Origin of the sequence: Yeosuana marina, from assembly GCF_011762485.1 — a bacterium.
Taxonomy (GTDB): Bacteria; Bacteroidota; Bacteroidia; order Flavobacteriales; family Flavobacteriaceae; genus Yeosuana; species Yeosuana marina.
Genome location: NZ_JAAKGI010000007.1, coordinates 265,090 through 286,995, shown reverse-complemented (window position 1 = coordinate 286,995; position 21,906 = coordinate 265,090). Strand labels below are relative to the sequence as shown.

The window sequence follows — 21,906 nt, the reverse complement described above, 5'->3', positions numbered from 1 at the left end:
GATTAAAAAATGGGTATAAACAATATCACTGTTAGAGAAATTCAACAACAAGATAATGCGCAATTAGAGCAAGTGATACGAGCATGTTTTCATGAATTTAAAATACCACTTAAAGGCACAGCGTATGAAGATGAAGAAACCCCAAGAATGTTTGAATCATATCAAAAAGATAACGAGGTATATTATGTTATTGATGCAGATGGGGAGGTTCTTGGCGGTGGAGGCGTCAAGCCGTTAAAAGATTTTGAAGGTAGTGTATGTGAAATTCAAAAAATGTATTTTTCACCCAAAGTAAGAGGCAAGGGATATGGTAATTTGTTGTTTGAAAAATGTATGAAAGCCGCCAAAGAGTTAGGGTACAAGCAGTGTTATATAGAATCTGCTCCACAATTAAAAGCAGCTATACATATTTATGAAACCCACGGATTTAAACATTTAGATGGCTCCTTGGGAAATACCGGCCATTTTTCATGTGGTGTTTGGATGATTAAAGATTTATGAGATTAAAGGATATTAAGGAATTATTCCAATTTGAGTTAAACGGAATGTATGATAAAGAGGAAATTGATAATTTCTTTTTTATGATAATAGAATCTTATTTAAACTTAAAACGTATTGATTTAGCCTTAAATCCAGAGCTTTCTTGCAAGGACAATCAAAGCCAACTTTTAAACGACGCTTTAGCTCACTTAAAAAAACAAATACCCATACAATATATATTAGGAGAGACAGAATTTTTCGGATTACCTTTTAAAGTGAATTCAAGCGTATTAATTCCCAGACCTGAAACAGAGGAGTTAGTTTCATGGATAATTAACCAGCAACCAAAAACAGAAAAACAAGAATTAAGTATTTTAGATATTGGTACAGGTAGCGGTTGTATTGCTATTTCGTTAGCTAAAAAACTGCCTAATGCTAAGGTTTATGCATTAGATATCAGTAAAGATGCTTTGAAAGTAGCTAAACAAAACGCAGAATTGAACAATGTTGTTATTGAGTTTTTTGAAGCAGATATTTTAAATTCGAAAGCATGGAGTGAAGAATTTAAAAACCTAACCTTGGATGTTATTGTATCCAATCCGCCTTACGTTCGTGAGTTAGAAAAGGATATGATGAAAGATAATGTTTTGAAAAACGAACCCCATTTAGCATTGTTTGTAGAAGATGAAGATCCATTACTATTTTACAAGGCCATTACCCAATATGCTGTTAATAATTTAACTAATAAGGGTTGTTTGTTTTTTGAAATCAATGAGTATCTTGGTAAGCAAATGATTCAGCTAATCAAAAAATGCGGATTTAATTCCGTTGAATTAAAACAAGATATCTTTAAAAAAGATAGAATGATTAAGGCTTTAAAATGAAATCAATATCAGTTTTTTGCGGAAGTAGTGAGGGTAATGATGATTATATCATTTCTCAAGCATATCAATTAGGAGTAAAGTTTGCTAAGAATAATATAACTTTGGTTTATGGAGCAGCAAAAATTGGCATTATGGGGCAAGTCGCTAAAGGGGTTATGGATCATAATGGACTAGTTATTGGTGTAATTCCGGAGTTTCTCAAATTAAAAGAAGTCTACCATCCTAATCTTACCGAGCTTATAGTGACTGATAATATGCACGAAAGAAAAGTAATCATGTATGAGAAAAGTGATGGTTTTATGATTCTTCCTGGTGGCTTTGGTACTATGGATGAGTTCTTTGAGATTACAACTTGGGGTCAAATAGGATTGCATACAAAACCTATTGGAATTTTAAATCTTAATGGGTTTTATGATGATTTGTTGCAACTAGCGAAAAACATGGTTACAAAAGGCTTTTTAAAACAAGTAAACTTAGATGCTGTGGTTGTAGATACGTCCATAGAAGGTTTGTTAAAAAAAATGAATAATTATAAACCATTGTCAACACCAAAATGGTTACATAAGAAGCAAGTTTAAGAATGACTATACAACAACAAATAGAAGCGTTAAGAAATGAGCTGAATGAGCACAATTATAATTATTATGTGCTTGATAATCCTACTATCTCAGATTTTGAATTCGATATAAAACTAAAAGAGCTCCAAGAATTAGAAGCTAAACACCCCGAGTTTTTTGATGCTAATTCGCCGACACAACGTGTTGGAGGTGAAATTACTAAGAATTTTGAAACCATCCCGCATGACTTTCGTATGTATTCGTTGGATAATTCCTATTCAAAAGAAGATTTAAAGGATTGGGAAACTCGCATTGAAAAAATGATTGATGGAGCTGTTGAATTTACCTGTGAATTGAAATATGACGGTGCTTCAATCAGTTTAACTTATGAAAATGGTTTGTTAGTTCAAGCCTTAACGCGTGGAGACGGATTTCAAGGTGATAATGTAACGGCTAATGTAAAAACCATAAAATCGGTTCCTTTAAAATTAAAAGGAGATTTTCCTCCAAAATTTGATATACGCGGCGAAATAGTATTGCCGTTTGATGGGTTTAATAAAATGAATGAAGAGCGTATTGAAATAGGAGAAGAGCCTTATAGAAATCCTAGAAACACAGCATCTGGAAGTTTAAAATTACAAGATAGTGCAGAGGTTGCTAAGCGACCATTAGAGTGTTTGTTATATAATTTAACAGGAACAAATCTAGGTGTAAAAACGCAATTTGAAAGTTTAGAAAAAGCTAGAGAATGGGGATTTAAAGTTCCAAAGGCTTCAAAATTAGTAAACAACTTAGATGAGGTTCTTGAATTTATAAATTATTGGGATGTGCATCGTCATGAGTTGCCTTACGAAACAGATGGCGTTGTTATTAAGGTGAATAGTTTACAGCAACAAGAAGAGTTGGGGTATACAGCCAAATCACCACGTTGGGCCATGGCTTATAAATTTAAGGCAGAACAGGTTTCAACTCGTCTTAATAGTATATCGTATCAAGTAGGAAGAACTGGCGCTATTACGCCAGTGGCTAATTTAGAACCTGTTGAATTAGCTGGAACTACTGTAAAACGAGCCTCTTTACATAATGCAGATCAAATTGTAAAATTAGATGTTAGAGTAGGTGATGAGGTATTTGTTGAAAAAGGAGGAGAAATTATTCCTAAAATTATTGCAGTAGATTTAAGTAAACGTTTACCAAGTTCAAAACCAACAGAATATATTACACGTTGTCCAGAATGTGAAACTGAGTTGGTCAGACAAGAAGGAGAGGCACAACATTATTGTCCTAATTATAATGGATGTAAGCCACAGATCATTGGTAGAATACAACATTTTATTAGCAGAAAAGCCATGGACATTGATGGTTTAGGAGGAGAAACGGTTGCACTACTTGTAAATGCTGGACTTATTAATAATTATTCAGATTTATATGAATTAACCAAAGAGCAAGTTATTCCGCTAGAGCGTATGGCTGAAAAAAGTGCAGATAATTTAATTCAAGGGATTTCTCAATCTGTTAACATTCCATTTGAACGTGTGTTGTATGCTTTAGGAATTCGCTATGTTGGAGAAACCGTAGCAAAAAAACTGGCTAAACATTATAAAACGATTGATGCCATAGTCAATGCAACACAAGAAGGGTTAGTTAATGTTGATGAAATTGGTGTTAAAATAGCTGAGAGTGTTCAAGAGTTTTTTACTTCAGAAAATAATTTAAAAATTATTAATAGACTAAAGCAATTTGGATTACAATTAGAAATTTCAGCAGAACAATTAGAAGGTTTGACTAATATTCTAGAAGGTGAAATAATTGTTGTTTCAGGTGTTTTTGAATCTGTTTCGAGAGATGAACTAAAAAAGCTTATTGAAAAAAATGGAGGTAAGGTAAGTAGTTCAATTTCATCAAAAACAAGCTTTATAGTTGCAGGAGATAATATGGGACCAAGTAAGAAGGAGAAGGCAGAGAAGTTAAATATTCCAATATTAAATGAATATAAATTCTTACAAAAAATTAATATATAATGAATTATATCGATAAAAAGTATAATTTTAACGTTTAATTGTTATTTTTTTTTATATTTGTTCGTCAACTATTAATTCATAGTCATGAACAAATCAAATGTAGTCATTGGGAGTGTCTTATTCGTCTATTTGGCATTTGTTGTATCTCAGTTTAGCAATCATTATTATTATGCGACTATTTTTGACGCTCTAATATTACCTCTTATCACAGTAGCCTACTTTTTAAGTAACAAGAAAAAAACCATACTTTTTATTATTTTCTTGTTGGCTTATTCAATTTCAGACCTCATGGTTTTTATAGTTGATTATATACCGTATGAAGTTTATTATTATGTTGGAAATGGACTTTACATTATTGCTTATTCGGCGCTTTTAATTAAAGCTTTAAAAACTCTTTCATTCATTCAGATTTTAAAAAACTTCAAATTACATATACTTGTTTTAATAGCTTTAAATATATACATAGCTTATGTTTTACAAGTTATCGTTAATCCGTATGTAGCTATGACTAATGAGTACTTTGTTGAGATAGTGTATAATATTATTATGTTATTATTATTATCAGCATCTTTATTAAGCTACTTTTATAAAGATGATAAAAAATCCTTATTCATGTTTTTAGGATCTATGTCTATAGTTTTTTCTGAGGTTATTGGTGTTGCATATATATATGTAGCCCAACAAAACTTACTAAACTTTTTATGCACTACACTAACAGTTTTGGCTTTTTATTTCTTTTGCAAACAAGCAAAATTTAACTATGAAGAAGTTGGTCAATTAGTTGATTAATTAGTAGTAGCCTCGTGAAGTTAATTAGAGTTTTTAAAATAGGAATATTAGTTTTTAAATAAACAAAATGGTTTATTTAAAAACCACTTCAATTTCGATCCTTTTAAGTTTTATAATAATTGAATATCTCATGTCTTAAGTTGATAATTTAGTCAATTATAACTTGAGAATTGAAATATGAGTTTCTATAGAAGAAAGATAATAGGTTTTGTAATGGTAATTTTACTACAGTAAATAATGTATACTTTTTCATAGTGTTTAAACGCAATTTTACTTGTCAATTTTTGATTCCAGCAATGTATTTCATCGATAAAATAATTAATTACATCGAATAATGAGATTTTTTTTTTATTTTTGATTAACCTAACTTATGTATATGTGTCATGAAAAATACATTCAACTTCAGTCTAAATAGCCAATTTATAGGTGCTTTACTTGTATTAATTTTTATAACAGTTTTTGGAGCCTTTAATGAAGATGCAAAGTTTTTGCAAACCACAAAGCTTTTATATATTCCTGTTTTTTTATTATTGTTTTTAATTAAGAACAGAGCTGTTAAAGTGCCAATTGTTTTATGTTTGTTGTATTCCTTTTTAGGGGACTCAGCATCTATGGTTTTTGACAATTATATCTTTTTAAAGGCGTCAAGTATCATGTATTTTTTAAGTTATTTATGCTTGATAAGTTTTGTTGCACCTACGTTTAAATTTATGAACGTTAATAAATTAATAAGTGCATATTTAGTTTTAGTAGTACTAATAAATATTTATTTTCTATATACTATTTGTAGTATACTGAAAACTATTGTTCCTGATAGTTTAGAAGTATTTTTGTTTGGAATAAAAAGTGTGTCTCTGGTTGTTTTACTTTTTATTTCTTTTGGTGTGTATTTGAACTTAGAAAATAAGATGTCAATTTTGTTTTTATTAATGGCAGTGTGTTTTGTGTTTTCTGACAGTCTTAATTATGTGAGTCAATATTATGTTTATCATTGGATTTTTGTAATGCTAGATGGAGTGTTTCATGTTATTGGTCTTTTCTTCTTATTTAATTATATAACCGAATATAATAAATCAATTAGCTATAGAAAACAGGAAGTTAGAGAGGAGAAACTGTCAACAAATAATGTTTTAGCCTAAACAATAATTGAGGTTCCATCAGCAGTCTTGTTGTTTTCTGAGTCGAAATAGAAATCTATTTTGCCTAAATTAATCCCGTAGCATCCAACTTGGTTTACGAGCATGTTTTTATTTTCTGAATTTTTAACGATAGTGGGTTTTGGTAAAAAGGTATGTGTGTGACCCCCAATAATTAAATCAATATTTTTTGTAGAAGCAGCAAGCTTTAGATCTCCTATTTTTTCAGAATTCCTGTAATTATATCCAAGATGCGATAAGCAAATAATTAGGTCGCATTGTTCTTGTTCTTTTAGTATTCCTGTCATTTCTTCTGAAATTTCAATAGGATTCAAATATTTGGTTTCTTTAAAGTTTAACGGATCTACTAAGCCTTCAAGTTCTATTCCTAAACCAAAAACGCCTATTTTAATACCATTAATATTAAATAGTTGATATGGTTTTACATGCGTATCCATAACCGTATTAGAAAAATCATAATTAGCCGAAAGAAAGCTAAATTTAGCATGAGGTAATTGTGCGTAAAGACCGTCTATTCCATTATCAAAATCATGGTTGCCAATAGTGGCTGCATCATATTTTAACATACTCATCAATTTAAACTCAAGCTCTCCACCATAGTAATTAAAATAGGGAGTACCTTGAAAAATATCTCCAGCGTCTAATAGTAATGTGTCGGGGTTTTCGTTTCTAATAGATTCAATCAAACTAGCACGTCTTGCAACACCTCCTTTGTTAGCGTTTCTTCCATCTTCAGGACCAAAAGGCTCTATATGGCTGTGAACATCATTAGTATGAAGAATTGTTATTTTTTTTGTTTTTGAAGTTGTAAATGATGACAGACCTAAGCTTCCAATTGTTACTGCGGCAGCTCCGGCAGTCGTTTGTTGAATAAAATCTCTACGTTTCATGTTTCGATGCAATTATTTAATTTGAACAAATCTATCATCAATAACAGGATTGATAGTGTCTGCTTTTTTGAAATAATCTATTAGTATATTTCTTATTTTATAATTTAAATTATATAAACTATCATTAGGTTTAAAGAAAGTCATATGGTCCCCACCGTTATACAAGTAGTCATTTGTAGCAACATAATATGTTTTTGCAGTATCAATGGCTTGTCCTTTAACAGTTGCATTTAAAAGCTTAAAATTTTTGTCTATACTAAGTTTTAATTTTGAAATAGGATGGGCGCTTTTGCTTTTACACAAATAAGAAACTAAGCTATCAACTTGCCTTCCTTTAAGTGCAACAACGACTATGGAGTTTTCAAAAGGCATCAATTCAAAGGCCGTTTTGGTGGTTATATTACCCTTTGGAAGAATAGAACGAATCCCTCCATAATTTAATAAAACCATGTCAATATCTTTGCCTGTCCTGGTTTTGAAGATGGGGTTTGCTTCATCGTAAACAGCGTCGGCCATAAAGTTTCCTATAGCGGTGTTAAAATCTCCATCCGTTTTTGAATAGGTGTGAGCAGAATACGCTAAAACACTGTCCAAGTCTTTGGTTACATGATCTTTGTAAGGTTTTATAAATGCTTCAATTTCAGCGTTTGATTGTAGACTATCTGTAATTGGAATTTGTTTTCCTTCTATTTTTACTAAATGGGATTTTTCCTGTTTGCAGCCCAAAAAAATAAAAATATATAACAAAATAAATAAATGTGTAAACCTCATATATAAAACTTATAATTTGAAAGTACTTTTGTTACCTTTGCCGAAAGTGTAAAGATAAATGATTTTAAAGGGTTTTAAGGAAAAATCTAACAGAAAGTACTTAAATAAAATATTATCAATTCGTAATATAAATGTTAACGATAAGAGGATAAATAGTTTAGGTGTTATCATGCATATTGATGAAATTGATGACTTTGAGCTTTTTAGAACCTTGGCTGCTGATTTAAATATTCATCCCAATAAACTTAAAATAATAGCCTATTCAAATGTCATAAAAGAGGATTATAACTCATGGGATATGTGTTTTAATGCTGAAGATTTTGGTTGGGGAGGCACTATAAAAAATGTTGAATTGAAAACGTTTTTAGACACCGAATTTGATGCCTTAATAAGTTATTATTTAAGTGATGAATTAGAATTAAAAATGCTAACAGCGATGTCTCAATCTGCTTTTAAAATTGGAGTTTTACAAACAGATAATCGTATAAATGATTTAATAATAAAATCTAATTTATCAGAATTTAGTGTATTTAAAAAGGAACTTTTTAAATACTTAACAATTTTAAAGAAAATTAAAAATGAACAGTAAATTCCTAGGAACAGGAGTGGCATTGATTACGCCTTTTAAATCAGACTTAAGTGTTGATCATGATGCACTGGCTAATATTGTTAATTTCAATATAGAAAATGGAACTGATTATCTTGTTGTTTTTGGTACAACAGGAGAAAGTGTAACGGTTACTAAACAAGAAAAGAAGGAAGTTATAGCCACTATCAAGAAAGCGAATCATGATAGAGTTCCTATGGTTTTAGGAGTTGGAGGAAATAATACGGCTCAAGTTGTTGAAGAACTAAAAGAAGCAGATTTAAGTGGTTTTGATGCTATTTTATCTGTATCCCCATATTACACAAAACCAACACAAGAAGGACTTTATCAACATTTTAAAACAATTTCAGAAGCATCACCAATAGACATTATTTTATACAATGTACCTGGAAGAACTTCAAAAAACATAGAGCCCGAAACAACATTAAGATTAGCAAATGATTTTGAAAACATTATAGCAATTAAAGAAGCAGGAAATAATGTAGCTCAATATCTAAAATTGCTAAAAAATAAACCCAAAGACTTTTTAGTTATTTCTGGTGATGACGATTTAGCTTTAGGAATTGTTTTAGCAGGAGGAGCTGGTGTTATTTCAGTAATAGGACAAGCTTTTCCAAAGGAGTTCTCTAATATGATACGATTGGGATTACAAGGAGATGCGAAGTCTTCATATGAGATTCATTACAGATTAATGGATGTCGTTGGCTATATTTTTGAAGAAAATAATCCAGCAGGAATTAAAGCGGTTTTTGAAGCTTTAAATTTATGTCAGGATACAGTGAGGTTACCTTTGGTTCCTGCATCAAATAGGTTAAAAGAAAAGATAAAGAACTTCGTAGCAAACTTTTAAATTGGGAAAAAAGATTCAAGATCCAGGACTTGGAAATTCATCATCAGCGCATGCTAAACGAATGATGAATTCAGATGGTTCTTTTAATCTTGAGCATTTAAATAAACCACGTCGGTTTTCAGATGCATATCATTATTTAGTAAATATTTCTTGGTTTTACTTTTTCGCATTAACTTTTTTAGGCGGTTTTCTTATTAATGCTTTTTTTGCATTCATTTATTTAGCTATCGGAATTGAGCAAATAACTCCAACAACGGGGTATCTTTTAAATGATTTTTTAAATGCCTTTTTCTTTTCTTCCCAAACATTTACAACTTTGGGTTACGGGGCCTTGGCACCGCAAGGTATAGCAAGTGGTATCGTATCTTCGTTAGAAGCGTTTTTAGGTTTATTGCTATTTGCTTTTGTAACAGGGTTATTATATGGCCGTTTTTCTAAACCCAAAGCATCAGTGCGGTTTAGTAAACATTTAATCTTAAGAACATTTAAGGAGTATAATGCCATTATGTTTAGACTTGTTAATAACAGAAAAAGTGTCATGATTTCTCCTAAAATTTCAGTGACGTTGGCACTTTCTAAAGCGAATGGCCAAGGTGATTATGTTAATGAGTTTTATGCACTTGATTTGGAAAGAGACACTATAAACTATTTACCAACTACCTGGACAATTGTCCATGAAATTGATAAAGAAAGTCCTTTATTTGAGTTTTCAAAAGAAGATTTAAGTAAACAGCATGGTGAATTAATTATTATGATAAGTTATTACGACGAATCTTTTAATCAGGAAGTTCATCAAATGCATTCATATTTTCTAAATGAAATTCAACTTGATTACGCATTTGTTAAAGCCTATTATTATAATAATGACGGTAAAATGGTGCTAGACCATAAGCTTTTTGATGCGATAGAACCTGTAAAAAGTTAAATATTACTTAAACCCTCCTAAGGCTATAATCCATACCTTATTTTAGCATTAAAATTATATTTTTAAAATCCATATTAATAGCTTAATTTTGCATCCTGTTTTCAATTATGAAGAAATTTATTTACATATTACTATTACTAGTTACGTTAAGCTCTTGTAGTGAGTATCAAAAGGCATTAAAATCTGAAGATATTGCTACAAAGTTTAAATTAGGGGAAGACTTATATAACGAAGGTAAGTTTGAAAAAGCCAATAAACTTTTCGCTCAAATAGTACCAAATTATAGAGGAAAACCACAGGCTGAAAAATTAATGTATTTGTACTCACAGTCCTTTTATAAAATGAAAGACTATTATGTGGCAGGGTATCAATTTGAGCGTTTCGCATCTAGTTATCCAAAAAGTGAAAAAGCTGAAGAGGCTAGCTTTTTAGCTGCAAAAAGCAGTTACATGCTGTCTCCTGTATATTCAAAAGACCAGAAGGAAACCTCCCAAGCTATCGAAAAGCTTCAAGAGTTTATTAATGTGTATCCCGAGTCAGAATATCTTCCTGAAGCCAATAAGCTCATCAAAGAATTGGTATATAAATTAGAAAAGAAAGCGTTTGAAATTGCTAAGCAATACGATAAAATTTCTGATTATGAAGCCTCAATAAAATCATTTGACAATTTTGTTTTTGATTTTCCCGGGTCTACATTTCGAGAAGATGCCTTATTTTACAAATTAGATGCCTCTTTTAAACTTGCAATTAATAGTGTAAAATATAAGCAGGAAACAAGATTAAAAAATGCCAAGTCAGTTGCAGAAACGTTTAATAAATCATACGCCGACTCAAAATATAAGGAGCAGGTAAATGATATGCTTGAAAAAATAGAAGAACAATTAAAAAATTACAGCACTAAAGCTAATATATAATGAAAATAGATTTAAAAAAAACCACCGCTCCTGTTAATACAATTACGTATGATAGAAATCAAATTGATGAGCCAACAGAGAATATCTATGAGGCTATTTCAATTATTTCTAGACGTGCTGAACAAATTAATTCAGAAATTAAAAAAGAACTTATTGATAAGTTAGAAGAATTTGCTACTTACAACGATAGTCTTGAGGAAATTTTTGAAAATAAGGAACAAATTGAGGTGTCAAAGTTTTACGAAAAATTACCAAAACCTCATTCTTTAGCTGTTCAAGAATGGTTAACAGATAAAGTTTACTACAGAAATACTGAGGAAGATTCTCAGGAATAATTTTACTATGTCAATATTAAGCGGCAAAAATATACTGTTAGGCATTAGTGCAGGTATAGCCGCTTATAAAACAGCTTCATTAGTCAGGTTATTTGTTAAAGTTGGTGCCAATGTAAAAGTTGTGATGACGCCAGCTTCAAAAGAATTTGTTACTCCGCTAACCTTATCAACCCTTTCAAAAAATCCGGTATATTCATCGTTTACTTCAGACGAGGATGAAAATGCTGTGTGGAATAGTCACGTAGATTTAGGACTATGGGCAGATTTAATACTAGTGGCTCCAGCTACTGCAAATACGCTATCAAAAATGTCAAATGGCATTTGCGATAATTTACTTTTAGCAGTCTATTTATCGGCTAAATGTCCTATATATTTTGCGCCAACTATGGATTTGGATATGTACAAGCATCCTAGTACACTTGAGTCTTGCAAGATGTTACAAAGCTATGGCAATATCATGATTCCAGCTACAAGTGGTGAATTAGCGAGTGGTTTAGTAGGTGAGGGTAGAATGGCTGAACCTGAAGATATTGTTGCTTTTATTGAAAATGATATATTAGAAAAATCACCTTTAAAAGGAAAAAAAGTTCTAATTACAGCAGGTCCAACCTATGAAGCTATTGATCCTGTTAGGTTTATTGGCAATCATTCCAGTGGAAAAATGGGATTTGAAATTGCTAAGGCATCAGCCAATTTAGGTGCTGAGGTTGTTTTAATTTCAGGACCAACACATCAAAAGGTGTCCCATAGTTTTATCAAAGTAATTCCTGTAGTATCTGCACAAGACATGTATGATGCCGTTCATCAATATTTTGAAACAAGCGATATCGCTATTCTTTCGGCAGCCGTGGCTGATTTTAAACCAAAAGAAGTAGCCTTACAAAAAATAAAAAAGAAGGAAAGTACGTTAACATTAGAGTTAGAAAAGACTAAAGATATTTTAGCCTCTTTAGGAAGCATCAAAAAACAACAATTTCTAGTTGGATTTGCTTTAGAAACCAATAACGAACTAGAAAATGCAAAAGCAAAATTAAAAGCTAAGAATTTAAATTTAATTGTTTTAAATTCGTTAAAGGACAAAGGAGCTGGTTTTAAAACAGAAACTAATAAAGTAACTTTTATTGATGATAAGGACACTATCAGCGAATTTCAATTGAAATCTAAAACAGACGTAGCAAAGGATTTATTGAATGAAATTATAAAACAAATTAATGCGTAATCTCTTATTTATTCTTCTTCTATCTTTTAGTTTAACTGGGTTTTCTCAAGAACTTAATTGTAGTGTTGTGGTTAATGCGCAACAAACTGGAAATGAAAATTTATCAATTTTTAAAACCTTAGAAAAGCAATTAACGGAGTTTGTAAATAACACAAAGTGGACGAACAGAACGTTTGCACCTCAAGAGCGCATCAATTGTAGCATGGTTATTACCATTAATGACTACAGTGGTGAATCTTTTCAAGGAACTATTCAAGTGCAATCATCAAGACCTGTTTATGGTTCTTCTTATAGCACGCCACTTTATAATTTTAATGATAAGGATTTAGCATTTAGATATTTAGAATTTCAGAACTTAAATTTCAGTGCTAATCAATTTCAATCTAATTTAATCTCTATTTTATCATTTCATGTGTATATGGTTTTAGCTTTAGATGCCGATTCATTTTCTAAAAATGGAGGCGATATTTATTATAAACAAGCCCAGATCATTGCAAATTACTCACAGCAGCAAAATTATAAAGGCTGGAAATTAGAAGATGGTTTGCAAAGTAGATTTGCGTTAATTGATAATGTTTTATCACCCACCTTTAAAGAATTTAGAGATGTTATGTACAGTTATCACAGAGAAGGTTTAGATGTGATGAGCGATAACGCTAAGCAAGGAAAGGAGACGTTAGCTACTTCTTTAAAGCAATTTGAAGCGATGAATAGTCGAAGGCCTAATTCATTTTTATTACGTACTTTTTTTGATGCAAAAGCCGATGAGATTGAACAAATTTTTAGTGATGGTCCTAATGTTAATATAGCTAGTGTTAAAGAGACCTTACAAAAAGTAGCTCCTACTTATGCAAGCAAATGGAGAAATATTAAGTTTTAAGTTGCATTAAAATTAAAACTCACCTATATTTAGTTTCATAATTTTAAATACGTTTACAACCATTGTTAACTTCACTTTCAATACAGAATTACGCTTTAATTGACAATCTTCAAGTTAATTTTAATAACGGATTATCAATAATTACAGGTGAAACAGGAGCTGGAAAATCAATTTTATTGGGTGGTTTATCATTAATACTTGGTAAACGTGCTGATTTAAGTAGTTTAAAAGATACCTCAAAAAAATGTATTATAGAAGCTGTTTTTGATGTGTCTAACTACAATCTTACCACATTATTTAAAGCAGAAGATTTTGATTATGAAGAGAATACTATTATTCGTAGAGAAATTTTGCCTTCAGGAAAATCAAGAGCTTTTGTAAATGATTCCCCAGTTAATTTAAATAGCCTTCAAGTTTTGGGAGAACGGTTAATTGATATTCATTCGCAGCATCAAACACTACAACTGGTAAGTAACGAGTTTCAATTTCAAATAATTGATGCCTTAGCAAATAACGATACAAACCTTCAAGACTATAAATCGGAATTAAAGACGTACAAAACGCTTCAAAAAGAACTTAAGGAACTACTTGCTTTTCAAGCTGAGGCGATTAAAGAACATGATTATAATTCATTTTTACTAAACGAGTTAATTGAAGCCAATCTGGTTGAAGGTGAACTTGAATTACTTGAAGAGGAGAATGAAACCTTGAGTAATATTGAGGAGATTAAAGAAAAGTTGGTAGCGTCTCATCAATTACTTAACGATGAACAAATAGGTATATTAACGACATTGAACGAGTTGAAAAATAATTTTCAGAAATTAAAAAACTATTCGTCAAAGTATGAAGATTTATTCAACAGGGTACAGAGTTGTGTCATTGAAATTGATGATGTTTTTAGAGAGGTTGATGGGATGCAAGATACGCTTGAGGCAGATCCGGGTAGGTTAGAAGAGGTGAACGCCAAATTATTATTAATCAATAATTTGTTGCAAAAGCATGTCGCTACGGATATTTCTGAATTAATTAGCATCAAAAATGATTTAGAAGATAAAGTAGCTGTAACCGAAAACTTAGATGCTACAATCGAGAAGAAGAAAAATGAAATTAGTAAAAAAACAACGGAGCTTAATACAATTTCAAAGGCTATTCATGATAGCAGAAAACAAGCTATTCCAGAATTAATAACTCAGCTAGAAACCATTTTGAGTAGTTTAGGTATGCAAAATGCGCAATTTAAAATTGATTTAGTTTATGGAGACGGTTTCCAAACCAATGGAAAGGATGATATGTCCTTTTTGTTTTCAGCTAATAAAGGTGGTCAATTTAATGAGTTGAAAAAAGCGGCATCTGGAGGCGAGTTATCCAGAATTATGCTAGCTATTAAATCAATTCTTTCCAACTATATTCAATTGCCAACTATTATATTTGATGAAATAGATTCTGGTGTTTCTGGAGAAATATCTAATAAAATGGGAGATATCATGTTGTTGATGAGTAAGACTATGCAGGTTATTTCAATAACTCATTTACCGCAAATTGCGGCTAAAGGTCACACACATTTTAAAGTTTACAAAGAAGATGTTGACGAGGTGACACAAACCAATCTCGTAAAGTTAAATCATGATGAACGTATTGTGGAAATTGCTCAAATGCTAGGTGGTACAGAAATGTCATCGTCTGCTATTGCCCATGCAAAAGAATTACTTAATTAATTACTATATTTGAACCCAAAATAGAATAAATCATCCAAATTATAAACTAAGATAAACATGTCATACAATTTACTAAAAGGAAAAAAAGGAATCATCTTTGGAGCACTAGACTCTAATTCAATTGCTTGGAAAACTGCAGAGCGTGTTCACGAAGAAGGTGGTCAATTTGTATTAACAAATGCACCTGTAGCCATGCGTATGGGACAAATAAACGAACTAGCAGAAAAGACCGGTTCACAAATAATTCCAGCGGATGCAACGTCTTTAGAAGATTTGCAGAAGCTAGTAGAGCAATCTATGGAGATTCTTGGAGGTAAAATTGATTTTGTATTACATTCAATAGGCATGTCAATTAATGTCCGTAAGGGAAAACACTATACAGATCAAAATTATGAATGGACACAAAAGGGAACTGATGTTTCGGCTATGTCTTTTCATAAAGTGATGCAAACACTTTACAAAGCTGATGCGATGAATGAGTGGGGAAGTATTGTAGCTTTAAGTTATATGGCAGCTCAACGTGTGTTTCCGGATTATAATGATATGGCAGATAACAAAGCTTATCTAGAAAGTATTGCACGCAGTTTTGGGTATTTCTTTGGAAGAGATAAAAAAGTTCGTGTGAATACAATTTCTCAATCGCCAACACCAACAACAGCTGGTAGTGGAGTAAAAGGCTTTGATGGATTTATTGCTTATGCTGATAAAATGTCGCCTCTTGGAAACGCAACGGCGTTAGATTGTGCGAATTATACAGTGAGTTTATTTAGCGATTTAACAAAACGTGTAACGTTGCAAAACCTTTATAATGACGGAGGTTTTAGTAATATGGGCGTTAGTGATGCTGTTATGGAAACTTTTATGAAAGAATAATTTTTTTTATTAAAATAACATAAACTAGCCACCTGTAAAACGGTGGCTTTTTTGATTGGATTGGTTACATTTGTAGTATGAAATTACAGTTTTCATTTATTATTCCTGTTTATAATCGTCCTGACGAAATACAAGAGCTTTTGCAGAGTTTTATTGAATTTGAAACTAGTCAAGACTATGAAATTGTAATTGTTGAAGATGGCTCGACTATTCCTTCAAAAGAAGTGGCTGAAAGCTTTAATTCAAAACTTAATATCTCTTATTTTTTTAAAGAAAATTCGGGCCCAGGTGATTCGAGGAATTATGGAATGGAACATGCTAAAGGTAATTACTTTATCATTTTAGATTCTGATTGTATTTTACCTAAAAATTATTTGACTGTAGTTTCTCAAAGCTTACAATTAGAGTATGTTGATTGTTTTGGTGGTCCAGATGCAGCGCATGAATCGTTTTCAAACCTTCAAAAAGCTATTAATTTTTCAATGACGTCGTTTATGACTACTGGAGGTATTCGAGGAAATAAAAAGAGTGTTGGCATGTTTCAACCCAGAAGTTTTAATATGGGACTTTCAAAAAAGGCATTTGAAGATTCAAAAGGGTTTGGTACAATTCATCCTGGAGAAGACCCAGATTTATCAATTCGTCTTTGGAATTTAGGATATAAAACTAAATTGATTTCAGAAGCCTATGTGTTTCATAAACGTCGTATTTCATGGCGAAAATTTTATAAGCAAGTCTATAAATTTGGTATGGTAAGGCCAATTTTAAATAATTGGCATCCTAGCACTAAAAAAATTACTTATTGGTTTCCAACTGTTTTTTGTTTAGGCTTTATAGGGGCGATTTTTTTATTATTTTTTAATATAATTTGGGGATTAGTAGCTTATATATTGTATTTTATACTAGCGTTTGTGATTGCTTTGGCAAGTACAAAAAGTGTCCTTGTGTCTATGCTTTCGATACCAGCCATTGTTGTTCAGTTTATTGGATATGGATATGGTTTTATAAAATCAACGTTGGCATTACAATTGTCTAATAACGATCCAGAGACGGTGTTTCCTGAATTATTTTTTAAACTAAAATGATAAAGAATTTAAAAACAAAGATTCTCGCAGGCATCAGAAATAAAAAAATAAATGTGTTTTTTTTATTTCTGTTAATGTCATTTATTATTTTAATTTTTTCAAAACTTTCCAAAGAATATACCAATACACTTACTTTTGGAATTAATAAAGTCAATATTCCTCAAAAATATGTTATTTTAAATGATACAAGTGCTAAGCTGGAAATAACCTTAAAGGCTTATGGCTTTAATTGGCTGAAATATTACTTTTCTAAACCTAAAATAACGATTGATTTTAAAAAAGATGTGCAAAAGCAAAATGGTTTTTTTGAGTGGAACAAGTCTAATATATTTTTACATAGTAATGCTGAGTTTGGCAGTCAAGTATCTTTAATTAATGTGTCTCCTGATAAATTAATTTTTAAATATGATACTAATTTGGTAAAGAAAGTACCCGTTATTTTAAACGCAAACATTAGTTTCAAGCCCGGTTACAATATATTTAAAAACTATACAATAGAGCCAGATTCAATTAATGTGATAGGTCCAAATGATTTGGTTTCTCAAATTAAACAAATAAAGACAGAAGAAGTTGTATTGAAAGATGTGAACTCTAATATTTTAAAATCTATAAAATTAAAACTCCCAAAAGATAATAAAGACTTAATATTTTCTAAGTCTGAAGTAACTTTAAAGGGAACGGTCGAGCGTTTTACAGAAGGAACCTTAAAAGTGCCTATTAATATCATAAATGTACCTGACGGTATGCGTGTTAAATACTTTCCAAAAGTGATTAACGTTATTTATTACACAAGTTTAAAAAATTATAAGGATATAACAGCCAAAGATTTCAAGGTTGTTTGCGATTATCAAAAGAGTTCAAACACACAGTCTTTTTTATTACCAGAACTCATAAAGATAACAGACAAGGTGAAAACAGCCAAAATTAATCCTCAACATATTGAATTTATTATTGAAGAATGATTGAAGTTGGTCTTACAGGAGGTATAGGTAGTGGTAAAACAACAGTAGCCAAAGAATTTGGTGCCTTAGGAATTCCAGTTTATATAGCTGATGAGGAGGCGAAAAAGTTAATGATTACTTCAAAAACTATAAAGAGAAAACTTATTGAATTGTTTGGAGAAGAAGCTTATCTTGATGGTAAACTAAACAAACCATTTATTGCGAGCATTATTTTTAATGACAAAACATATTTGGAACGGATGAATGCCATTATTCATCCACAAATAGCCAGTCATTTTAAAAAGTGGAAGCAAAAACAAGATGCACCATATGTTATTAAAGAAGCAGCTATTTTATTTGAAAACGGCAGTTACAAAAAATTAGATGTTATTATAACGGTTACAGCCCCAAAAGAATTAAAAATAAAACGCTTGTTAAGACGAGATGATACAACAGAGGAAAAGATTGAATCAATTATGAAAAATCAATGGAGTGACGATGAGAAAATTAAACGGTCTCAATATGTGATTAACAATGTTGAATTAGCAAAAACTAAACAAGAAGTGCTTAAAATACATCGGCAAATCCTTAAAAATCAATAATGAGCTATAAATTTTAACATTTTTGTTAATGTAAGGTTAAAAGCTAGGAGCACTAAATGTTAAAATGTTAATTTTGAATGATGAGCAAGAGAATATTCGTCTTATTGGTTCTTTTAATGAGTATGTCTCTAATAGGAATCATATTCGTTCAAGCTTATTATATTAAAGATTCTGTTAGAAACGAAAAAGAACGATTTGCATTTAATGTAAAGAAAAGTTTAAGTTATGTGTCTAATGCTATTGAAAAAAAAGAATTAGACAGTCTTTACAGAAAGTATCAGAATCTTGATGATGAAAAGAAAGAAGATTCAACCGCTGTTTCAAAGTTGTTCATATATCAACAGGACAACAATACCAAGGAGATGTTGGTATATAAAAGTGGTATTTTAGAAGAAAACTATAAGTTAACTTCTTCGCTCTTTGACATGGGTTTGGATAGCATTTCTGTAAAGAATATTATAGGCAGTTCTGACCTCAAGGTGTATAAAAATAAGGGTTTTGCTGATAAGGATTTAAAAAACAATATAAGTCCTACTTTTAGTAATAGCAGTTTGTTTCAAGCGCAGAAAAATTCTTTTGATAGAAGCTTTAAGAAATATGCTAAAACATTTCCTGTTTACAAGCGTGTTTCTGAAAAGCAAATTTCTAAATTGTTATCAAGAAAACTGAAAGAGGACAAAATTGATATAGATTATCAATTTGCTATTTACAGCAACGATTTGGCTACAAAAGTACATAGTGAGGGGTTTGAAAGGAATAAAGAATCAGAATTTAGTGTTCCAATTTTTTATGATGAAAATAATCAAACAAATTATAAACTATTAGTAAATTTTCCTGATGATAATAAATTTATTTTATCGTCAATTATTGGAATGATTTTGTTATCAATAATTTTTACATTAATAATCATTATAGCTTATTCGAGTGCTTTGTATCAGTTAGTGAAGCAACGTAAAATCTCGCAAATAAAAACAGATTTTATTAATAACATGACGCACGAGTTTAAAACACCAATAGCGACTATAAATTTGGCATTAGATGCTATTAGGAACCCTAAGATAATTGATGATAAAGAAAAAGTTGTACGTTATCTAGGAATGATAAAAGAAGAAAATAAGAGAATGCATGCTCAGGTTGAAAATGTATTAAGAATATCGAAACTAGAAAAGAATGAACTGAATATAAGTAAGGATAGAGTGAGGTTGCACGACTTAATAGAAGAAGCTATCACACATGTAGAGCTTATTGTTGAAGATAGACAAGGTTCTATAAAAACCTTCCTTGATGCCGATAAGTCCTCTGTTTTAGCTAATGAAACTCATTTTACAAATGTTATTGTCAATATTTTAGATAATGCCATTAAGTATTCTCCTAATGCACCAAAAATTGAAGTGTATACAGAGAATGTTGGAACAAATATTTTATTAAAAATAAAAGATCATGGGAGCGGAATGAGTAAAGCTGCCCAAAAGAAAGTGTTCGAAAAATTTTATAGAGAACACACTGGAAACATACATAACGTTAAAGGACATGGTCTGGGTTTGGCGTATGTGAAACGTATAGTTGAAGACCATCAAGGTCATATTAAAGTTGAAAGTGAAAAAGATAAAGGAAGCACATTTACCATTAAGCTTCCTCTAATAACATAATTATGGAAGAATTAAACAAGAAAATTTTATTAGTAGAAGACGATCCAAATTTTGGAACTGTTCTTAAGGATTATTTGATGATGAATGATTATGATGTTGTTCATGCCAAAAATGGTATGGAAGGATTTGAAAAGTTCAAAAAAGATGATTTTGATTTATGCATTCTAGATGTCATGATGCCTTATAAAGACGGTTTTACTTTGGCAAAAGAAATACGAGAAAAAAACAAAGACGTGCCCATTGTATTCTTAACGGCAAAAGCGATGAAAGAGGATGTGTTAAAAGGTTATAAGGTTGGTGCAGATGATTATTTAAACAAACCATTTGATAGCGAAGTTTTGCTTATGAAGATAAAAGCTATCATGCAACGTAAAGCCACCGAAACTATTTCAGATAGTAAACAATTTGAGTTTAAAATTGGCTCATTTGATTTAAATTCGAAACTTCGATTTTTACGATACAAGGGCGGTGAGCCAGTCAAATTATCGCCAAAAGAAAATGAATTATTGCGTTTATTGGCGCTTCATGAAAATGATTTAATGCCTCGTCAATTAGCGCTTACTAAAATATGGAGAGACGATAATTACTTCACATCGCGTAGTATGGATGTTTACATTGCCAAATTACGTAAGTATCTAAAATTAGATGAAAAAGTGGAGATTTTAAATATTCACGGCGAAGGATTTAGATTGGTTGTGAATAATTAAGAATCCATAAAAAACAGATTAATAGCAAAGTAAAAAATCCAGTTAATAGCTGGATTTTTTTATGAGATTCGTTTTAATAACCAATTTTTAAATTCATGAAAATTTTGAGGTGCAACACCATGTCCAACAGGAAATTCAGAATAGTGATGTTTAATATTTAAATCGCTTAAAAAAAGAGGTGTTTGTCTAGCCCAATCAACTGGAATAACTTGGTCTACACTGCCATGAGAACAATAAAAGTCTAAATGCGAATAGTCCTGAGTTTTTAAGTTTTCAGGTAATATATCCTTGTTAATATAACCACTTAAAGCAATAATGTTTTTAACTTTTTCAGGATAGGTTAAAGCTACCGCATAGCTTAAAATGGTGCCTTGACTAAAGCCTAAAAGTGTTACATTATGTTTGTTTACTGGGTAAGCATTTGTCGCTTCATCAATAAAGACAGCAATTAAATCTCGTGATTCTATAGCCTGCTCGTTATCACTCCATTTTCCTTTTTCTGCATCAAAATTAATGGCGTACCAAGCGTTTCCGTAAGGTTGCATAGTATAAGGAGCCTTCACTGAAATTATAAATAATTCTTCAGGTAATTCATTAGCAAACGAAAACAAATCATTTTCATCACTGCCATAACCATGAAACATAATCAATAATGGGGCATTTTCAGATAAACTGGATTCCCTAATAATATGTTTTAATGAAAGAGAGTTGTTTACCATTCCTTTACCAAATTACCAAAAATCTTTTGATAGAATTTACCTAAAATAGGTACTGATTCGGGTTTTCCTGAAATAGCATTAACAAATCCATATACAAAAAGAACCCCAAAGAAAATATAGAATGAAAGACGAAGCATTTCTATATCAAAATTAGATATAAAAGTTAAGCCTATTGCGAAAAAAGTCAACCATAATCCTAGGGCTTGTCTAGTATGAAAAGCAGTAAAATTACTTTGCTTTTCATTGTTCATAAAAAGGGCTATAATAGTTCCAAAAATAGTTAAGTAGCTAATAATTGCTAATGTTTTTCCTTCTTCTATATCTTTTTGTGTCATG

At 31.0% G+C, this 21,906-nt stretch carries 24 protein-coding genes; 20 read left to right on the top strand and 4 right to left on the bottom strand.

What is annotated here, in order from left to right; all coding sequences use genetic code 11:
• Positions 1-9: 9 nt before the first annotated feature.
• The 6 genes from G5V56_RS09965 (at position 10) to G5V56_RS09940 (ending at position 5,870) form a co-directional block, all read left to right on the top strand.
• Complete coding sequence (locus G5V56_RS09965; protein WP_166964423.1) at positions 10-501, top strand: GNAT family N-acetyltransferase; 492 nt, start codon at positions 10-12, stop codon at positions 499-501.
• Positions 498-1,364 carry a peptide chain release factor N(5)-glutamine methyltransferase gene (prmC, locus tag G5V56_RS09960; protein ID WP_166964421.1) on the top strand — a complete coding sequence of 289 codons (867 nt, stop codon included), beginning with the start codon at positions 498-500 and terminating at the stop codon, positions 1,362-1,364. The genes G5V56_RS09965 and prmC overlap by 4 nt, the downstream gene beginning before the upstream one ends.
• Entirely contained in the window at positions 1,361-1,942 is a 582-nt protein-coding gene (locus G5V56_RS09955; RefSeq protein ID WP_166964419.1) for an LOG family protein, read from the top strand. Before prmC ends, G5V56_RS09955 begins: the two co-directional genes overlap by 4 nt.
• Before the next feature lie 2 nt (positions 1,943-1,944).
• A complete protein-coding gene (gene ligA / locus G5V56_RS09950; protein WP_166964417.1) occupies positions 1,945-3,942 on the top strand; it encodes an NAD-dependent DNA ligase LigA in 1,998 nt (665 codons plus the stop codon).
• A gap of 84 nt (positions 3,943-4,026) precedes the next feature.
• Complete coding sequence (locus G5V56_RS09945) at positions 4,027-4,731, top strand: hypothetical protein (RefSeq protein ID WP_166964415.1); 705 nt, start codon at positions 4,027-4,029, stop codon at positions 4,729-4,731.
• 383 nt (positions 4,732-5,114) lie between these two features.
• Positions 5,115-5,870: a hypothetical protein gene (locus tag G5V56_RS09940; RefSeq protein ID WP_166964413.1), complete on the top strand. Its 756-nt coding sequence runs from the start codon at positions 5,115-5,117 to the stop codon at positions 5,868-5,870.
• Here G5V56_RS09940 and G5V56_RS09935 read toward each other — a convergent pair.
• Both G5V56_RS09935 and G5V56_RS09930 read right to left on the bottom strand, forming a co-directional pair.
• Positions 5,867-6,778: a bifunctional metallophosphatase/5'-nucleotidase gene (locus G5V56_RS09935; protein WP_166964411.1), complete on the bottom strand. Its 912-nt coding sequence runs from the start codon at positions 6,776-6,778 to the stop codon at positions 5,867-5,869. The genes G5V56_RS09940 and G5V56_RS09935 overlap by 4 nt on opposite strands.
• 12 nt (positions 6,779-6,790) lie before the next feature.
• Positions 6,791-7,504, bottom strand: coding sequence for a 5'-nucleotidase (locus tag G5V56_RS09930; RefSeq protein WP_317166422.1), 714 nt, complete (start codon positions 7,502-7,504; stop codon positions 6,791-6,793).
• A 103-nt stretch (positions 7,505-7,607) separates the two neighbouring features.
• On the opposite strand from G5V56_RS09930, the gene G5V56_RS09925 reads away from it, so the two are divergent.
• The 14 genes from G5V56_RS09925 to G5V56_RS09860 all read left to right on the top strand — a co-directional run bounded on the left by G5V56_RS09925 (position 7,608) and on the right by G5V56_RS09860 (position 20,851).
• Positions 7,608-8,138, top strand: a complete 531-nt coding sequence (locus tag G5V56_RS09925) for a DUF6913 domain-containing protein (protein WP_166964407.1) — start codon at positions 7,608-7,610, stop codon at positions 8,136-8,138.
• Positions 8,128-9,006, top strand: a complete 879-nt coding sequence (gene dapA, locus G5V56_RS09920) for a 4-hydroxy-tetrahydrodipicolinate synthase (protein ID WP_166964405.1) — start codon at positions 8,128-8,130, stop codon at positions 9,004-9,006. The genes G5V56_RS09925 and dapA overlap by 11 nt, the downstream gene beginning before the upstream one ends.
• 1 nt (position 9,007) lies before the next feature.
• Positions 9,008-9,931: an ion channel gene (locus tag G5V56_RS09915; protein WP_166964403.1), complete on the top strand. Its 924-nt coding sequence runs from the start codon at positions 9,008-9,010 to the stop codon at positions 9,929-9,931.
• Positions 9,932-10,038: 107 nt separating this feature from the next.
• Positions 10,039-10,845, top strand: coding sequence for an outer membrane protein assembly factor BamD (locus G5V56_RS09910; protein WP_166964401.1), 807 nt, complete (start codon positions 10,039-10,041; stop codon positions 10,843-10,845).
• A gap of 5 nt (positions 10,846-10,850) precedes the next feature.
• A complete protein-coding gene (locus G5V56_RS09905) occupies positions 10,851-11,180 on the top strand; it encodes a DNA-directed RNA polymerase subunit omega (RefSeq protein WP_206285893.1) in 330 nt (109 codons plus the stop codon).
• Positions 11,181-11,187: 7 nt separating this feature from the next.
• Entirely contained in the window at positions 11,188-12,399 is a 1,212-nt protein-coding gene (coaBC, locus tag G5V56_RS09900; RefSeq protein ID WP_166964397.1) for a bifunctional phosphopantothenoylcysteine decarboxylase/phosphopantothenate--cysteine ligase CoaBC, read from the top strand.
• Complete coding sequence (gene porD / locus G5V56_RS09895) at positions 12,392-13,279, top strand: type IX secretion system protein PorD (RefSeq protein ID WP_166964395.1); 888 nt, start codon at positions 12,392-12,394, stop codon at positions 13,277-13,279. Before coaBC ends, porD begins: the two co-directional genes overlap by 8 nt.
• A 62-nt stretch (positions 13,280-13,341) precedes the next feature.
• A complete protein-coding gene (gene recN, locus G5V56_RS09890; protein WP_166964393.1) occupies positions 13,342-14,994 on the top strand; it encodes a DNA repair protein RecN in 1,653 nt (550 codons plus the stop codon).
• Between the two features lie 57 nt (positions 14,995-15,051).
• The gene (locus G5V56_RS09885) at positions 15,052-15,867 is read left to right on the top strand and encodes an enoyl-ACP reductase FabI (protein ID WP_166964391.1); all 816 of its coding nucleotides are present in this window, start codon (positions 15,052-15,054) and stop codon (positions 15,865-15,867) included.
• A gap of 77 nt (positions 15,868-15,944) precedes the next feature.
• Positions 15,945-16,952, top strand: coding sequence for a glycosyltransferase (locus tag G5V56_RS09880; RefSeq protein WP_166964389.1), 1,008 nt, complete (start codon positions 15,945-15,947; stop codon positions 16,950-16,952).
• A 74-nt stretch (positions 16,953-17,026) separates the two neighbouring features.
• Complete coding sequence (locus tag G5V56_RS09875) at positions 17,027-17,914, top strand: CdaR family protein (protein WP_240911286.1); 888 nt, start codon at positions 17,027-17,029, stop codon at positions 17,912-17,914.
• Positions 17,911-18,495, top strand: coding sequence for a dephospho-CoA kinase (gene coaE, locus G5V56_RS09870; RefSeq protein ID WP_166964387.1), 585 nt, complete (start codon positions 17,911-17,913; stop codon positions 18,493-18,495). Before G5V56_RS09875 ends, coaE begins: the two co-directional genes overlap by 4 nt.
• 80 nt (positions 18,496-18,575) lie before the next feature.
• The gene (locus G5V56_RS09865) at positions 18,576-20,144 is read left to right on the top strand and encodes a sensor histidine kinase (protein ID WP_166964536.1); all 1,569 of its coding nucleotides are present in this window, start codon (positions 18,576-18,578) and stop codon (positions 20,142-20,144) included.
• A 2-nt stretch (positions 20,145-20,146) separates the two neighbouring features.
• Positions 20,147-20,851 carry a response regulator transcription factor gene (locus G5V56_RS09860; RefSeq protein ID WP_166964385.1) on the top strand — a complete coding sequence of 235 codons (705 nt, stop codon included), beginning with the start codon at positions 20,147-20,149 and terminating at the stop codon, positions 20,849-20,851.
• Between the two features lie 59 nt (positions 20,852-20,910).
• Here the strand turns inward: G5V56_RS09860 and G5V56_RS09855 are convergent, their stop codons facing one another.
• Entirely contained in the window at positions 20,911-21,570 is a 660-nt protein-coding gene (locus tag G5V56_RS09855) for an alpha/beta hydrolase (RefSeq protein WP_166964384.1), read from the bottom strand.
• The gene (locus G5V56_RS09850; protein WP_166964382.1) at positions 21,564-21,905 is read right to left on the bottom strand and encodes a hypothetical protein; all 342 of its coding nucleotides are present in this window, start codon (positions 21,903-21,905) and stop codon (positions 21,564-21,566) included. The genes G5V56_RS09855 and G5V56_RS09850 overlap by 7 nt, the downstream gene beginning before the upstream one ends.
• Position 21,906 lies beyond the last annotated feature (1 nt).

Bases quoted from the DNA above. Each gene is read 5' to 3' on its own strand.
- G5V56_RS09945 (WP_166964415.1), top strand. From the start codon at position 4,027: ATGAACAAATCAAATGTAGTCATTGGGAGTGTCTTATTCGTCTATTTG.
- G5V56_RS09865 (WP_166964536.1), top strand. From the start codon at position 18,576: ATGAGCAAGAGAATATTCGTCTTATTGGTTCTTTTAATGAGTATGTCT.
- G5V56_RS09850 (WP_166964382.1), bottom strand. From the start codon at position 21,905: ATGACACAAAAAGATATAGAAGAAGGAAAAACATTAGCAATTATTAGC.
- G5V56_RS09935 (WP_166964411.1), bottom strand. From the start codon at position 6,778: ATGAAACGTAGAGATTTTATTCAACAAACGACTGCCGGAGCTGCCGCA.
- coaBC (WP_166964397.1), top strand. From the start codon at position 11,188: ATGTCAATATTAAGCGGCAAAAATATACTGTTAGGCATTAGTGCAGGT.
- G5V56_RS09965 (WP_166964423.1), top strand. From the start codon at position 10: ATGGGTATAAACAATATCACTGTTAGAGAAATTCAACAACAAGATAAT.
- coaE (WP_166964387.1), top strand. From the start codon at position 17,911: ATGATTGAAGTTGGTCTTACAGGAGGTATAGGTAGTGGTAAAACAACA.
- prmC (WP_166964421.1), top strand. From the start codon at position 498: ATGAGATTAAAGGATATTAAGGAATTATTCCAATTTGAGTTAAACGGA.
- ligA (WP_166964417.1), top strand. From the start codon at position 1,945: ATGACTATACAACAACAAATAGAAGCGTTAAGAAATGAGCTGAATGAG.
- G5V56_RS09885 (WP_166964391.1), top strand. From the start codon at position 15,052: ATGTCATACAATTTACTAAAAGGAAAAAAAGGAATCATCTTTGGAGCA.
- G5V56_RS09860 (WP_166964385.1), top strand. From the start codon at position 20,147: ATGGAAGAATTAAACAAGAAAATTTTATTAGTAGAAGACGATCCAAAT.
- G5V56_RS09875 (WP_240911286.1), top strand. From the start codon at position 17,027: ATGTCATTTATTATTTTAATTTTTTCAAAACTTTCCAAAGAATATACC.
- dapA (WP_166964405.1), top strand. From the start codon at position 8,128: ATGAACAGTAAATTCCTAGGAACAGGAGTGGCATTGATTACGCCTTTT.
- G5V56_RS09880 (WP_166964389.1), top strand. From the start codon at position 15,945: ATGAAATTACAGTTTTCATTTATTATTCCTGTTTATAATCGTCCTGAC.
- G5V56_RS09910 (WP_166964401.1), top strand. From the start codon at position 10,039: ATGAAGAAATTTATTTACATATTACTATTACTAGTTACGTTAAGCTCT.
- G5V56_RS09955 (WP_166964419.1), top strand. From the start codon at position 1,361: ATGAAATCAATATCAGTTTTTTGCGGAAGTAGTGAGGGTAATGATGAT.
- porD (WP_166964395.1), top strand. From the start codon at position 12,392: ATGCGTAATCTCTTATTTATTCTTCTTCTATCTTTTAGTTTAACTGGG.
- G5V56_RS09925 (WP_166964407.1), top strand. From the start codon at position 7,608: ATGATTTTAAAGGGTTTTAAGGAAAAATCTAACAGAAAGTACTTAAAT.
- G5V56_RS09855 (WP_166964384.1), bottom strand. From the start codon at position 21,570: ATGGTAAACAACTCTCTTTCATTAAAACATATTATTAGGGAATCCAGT.
- G5V56_RS09940 (WP_166964413.1), top strand. From the start codon at position 5,115: ATGAAAAATACATTCAACTTCAGTCTAAATAGCCAATTTATAGGTGCT.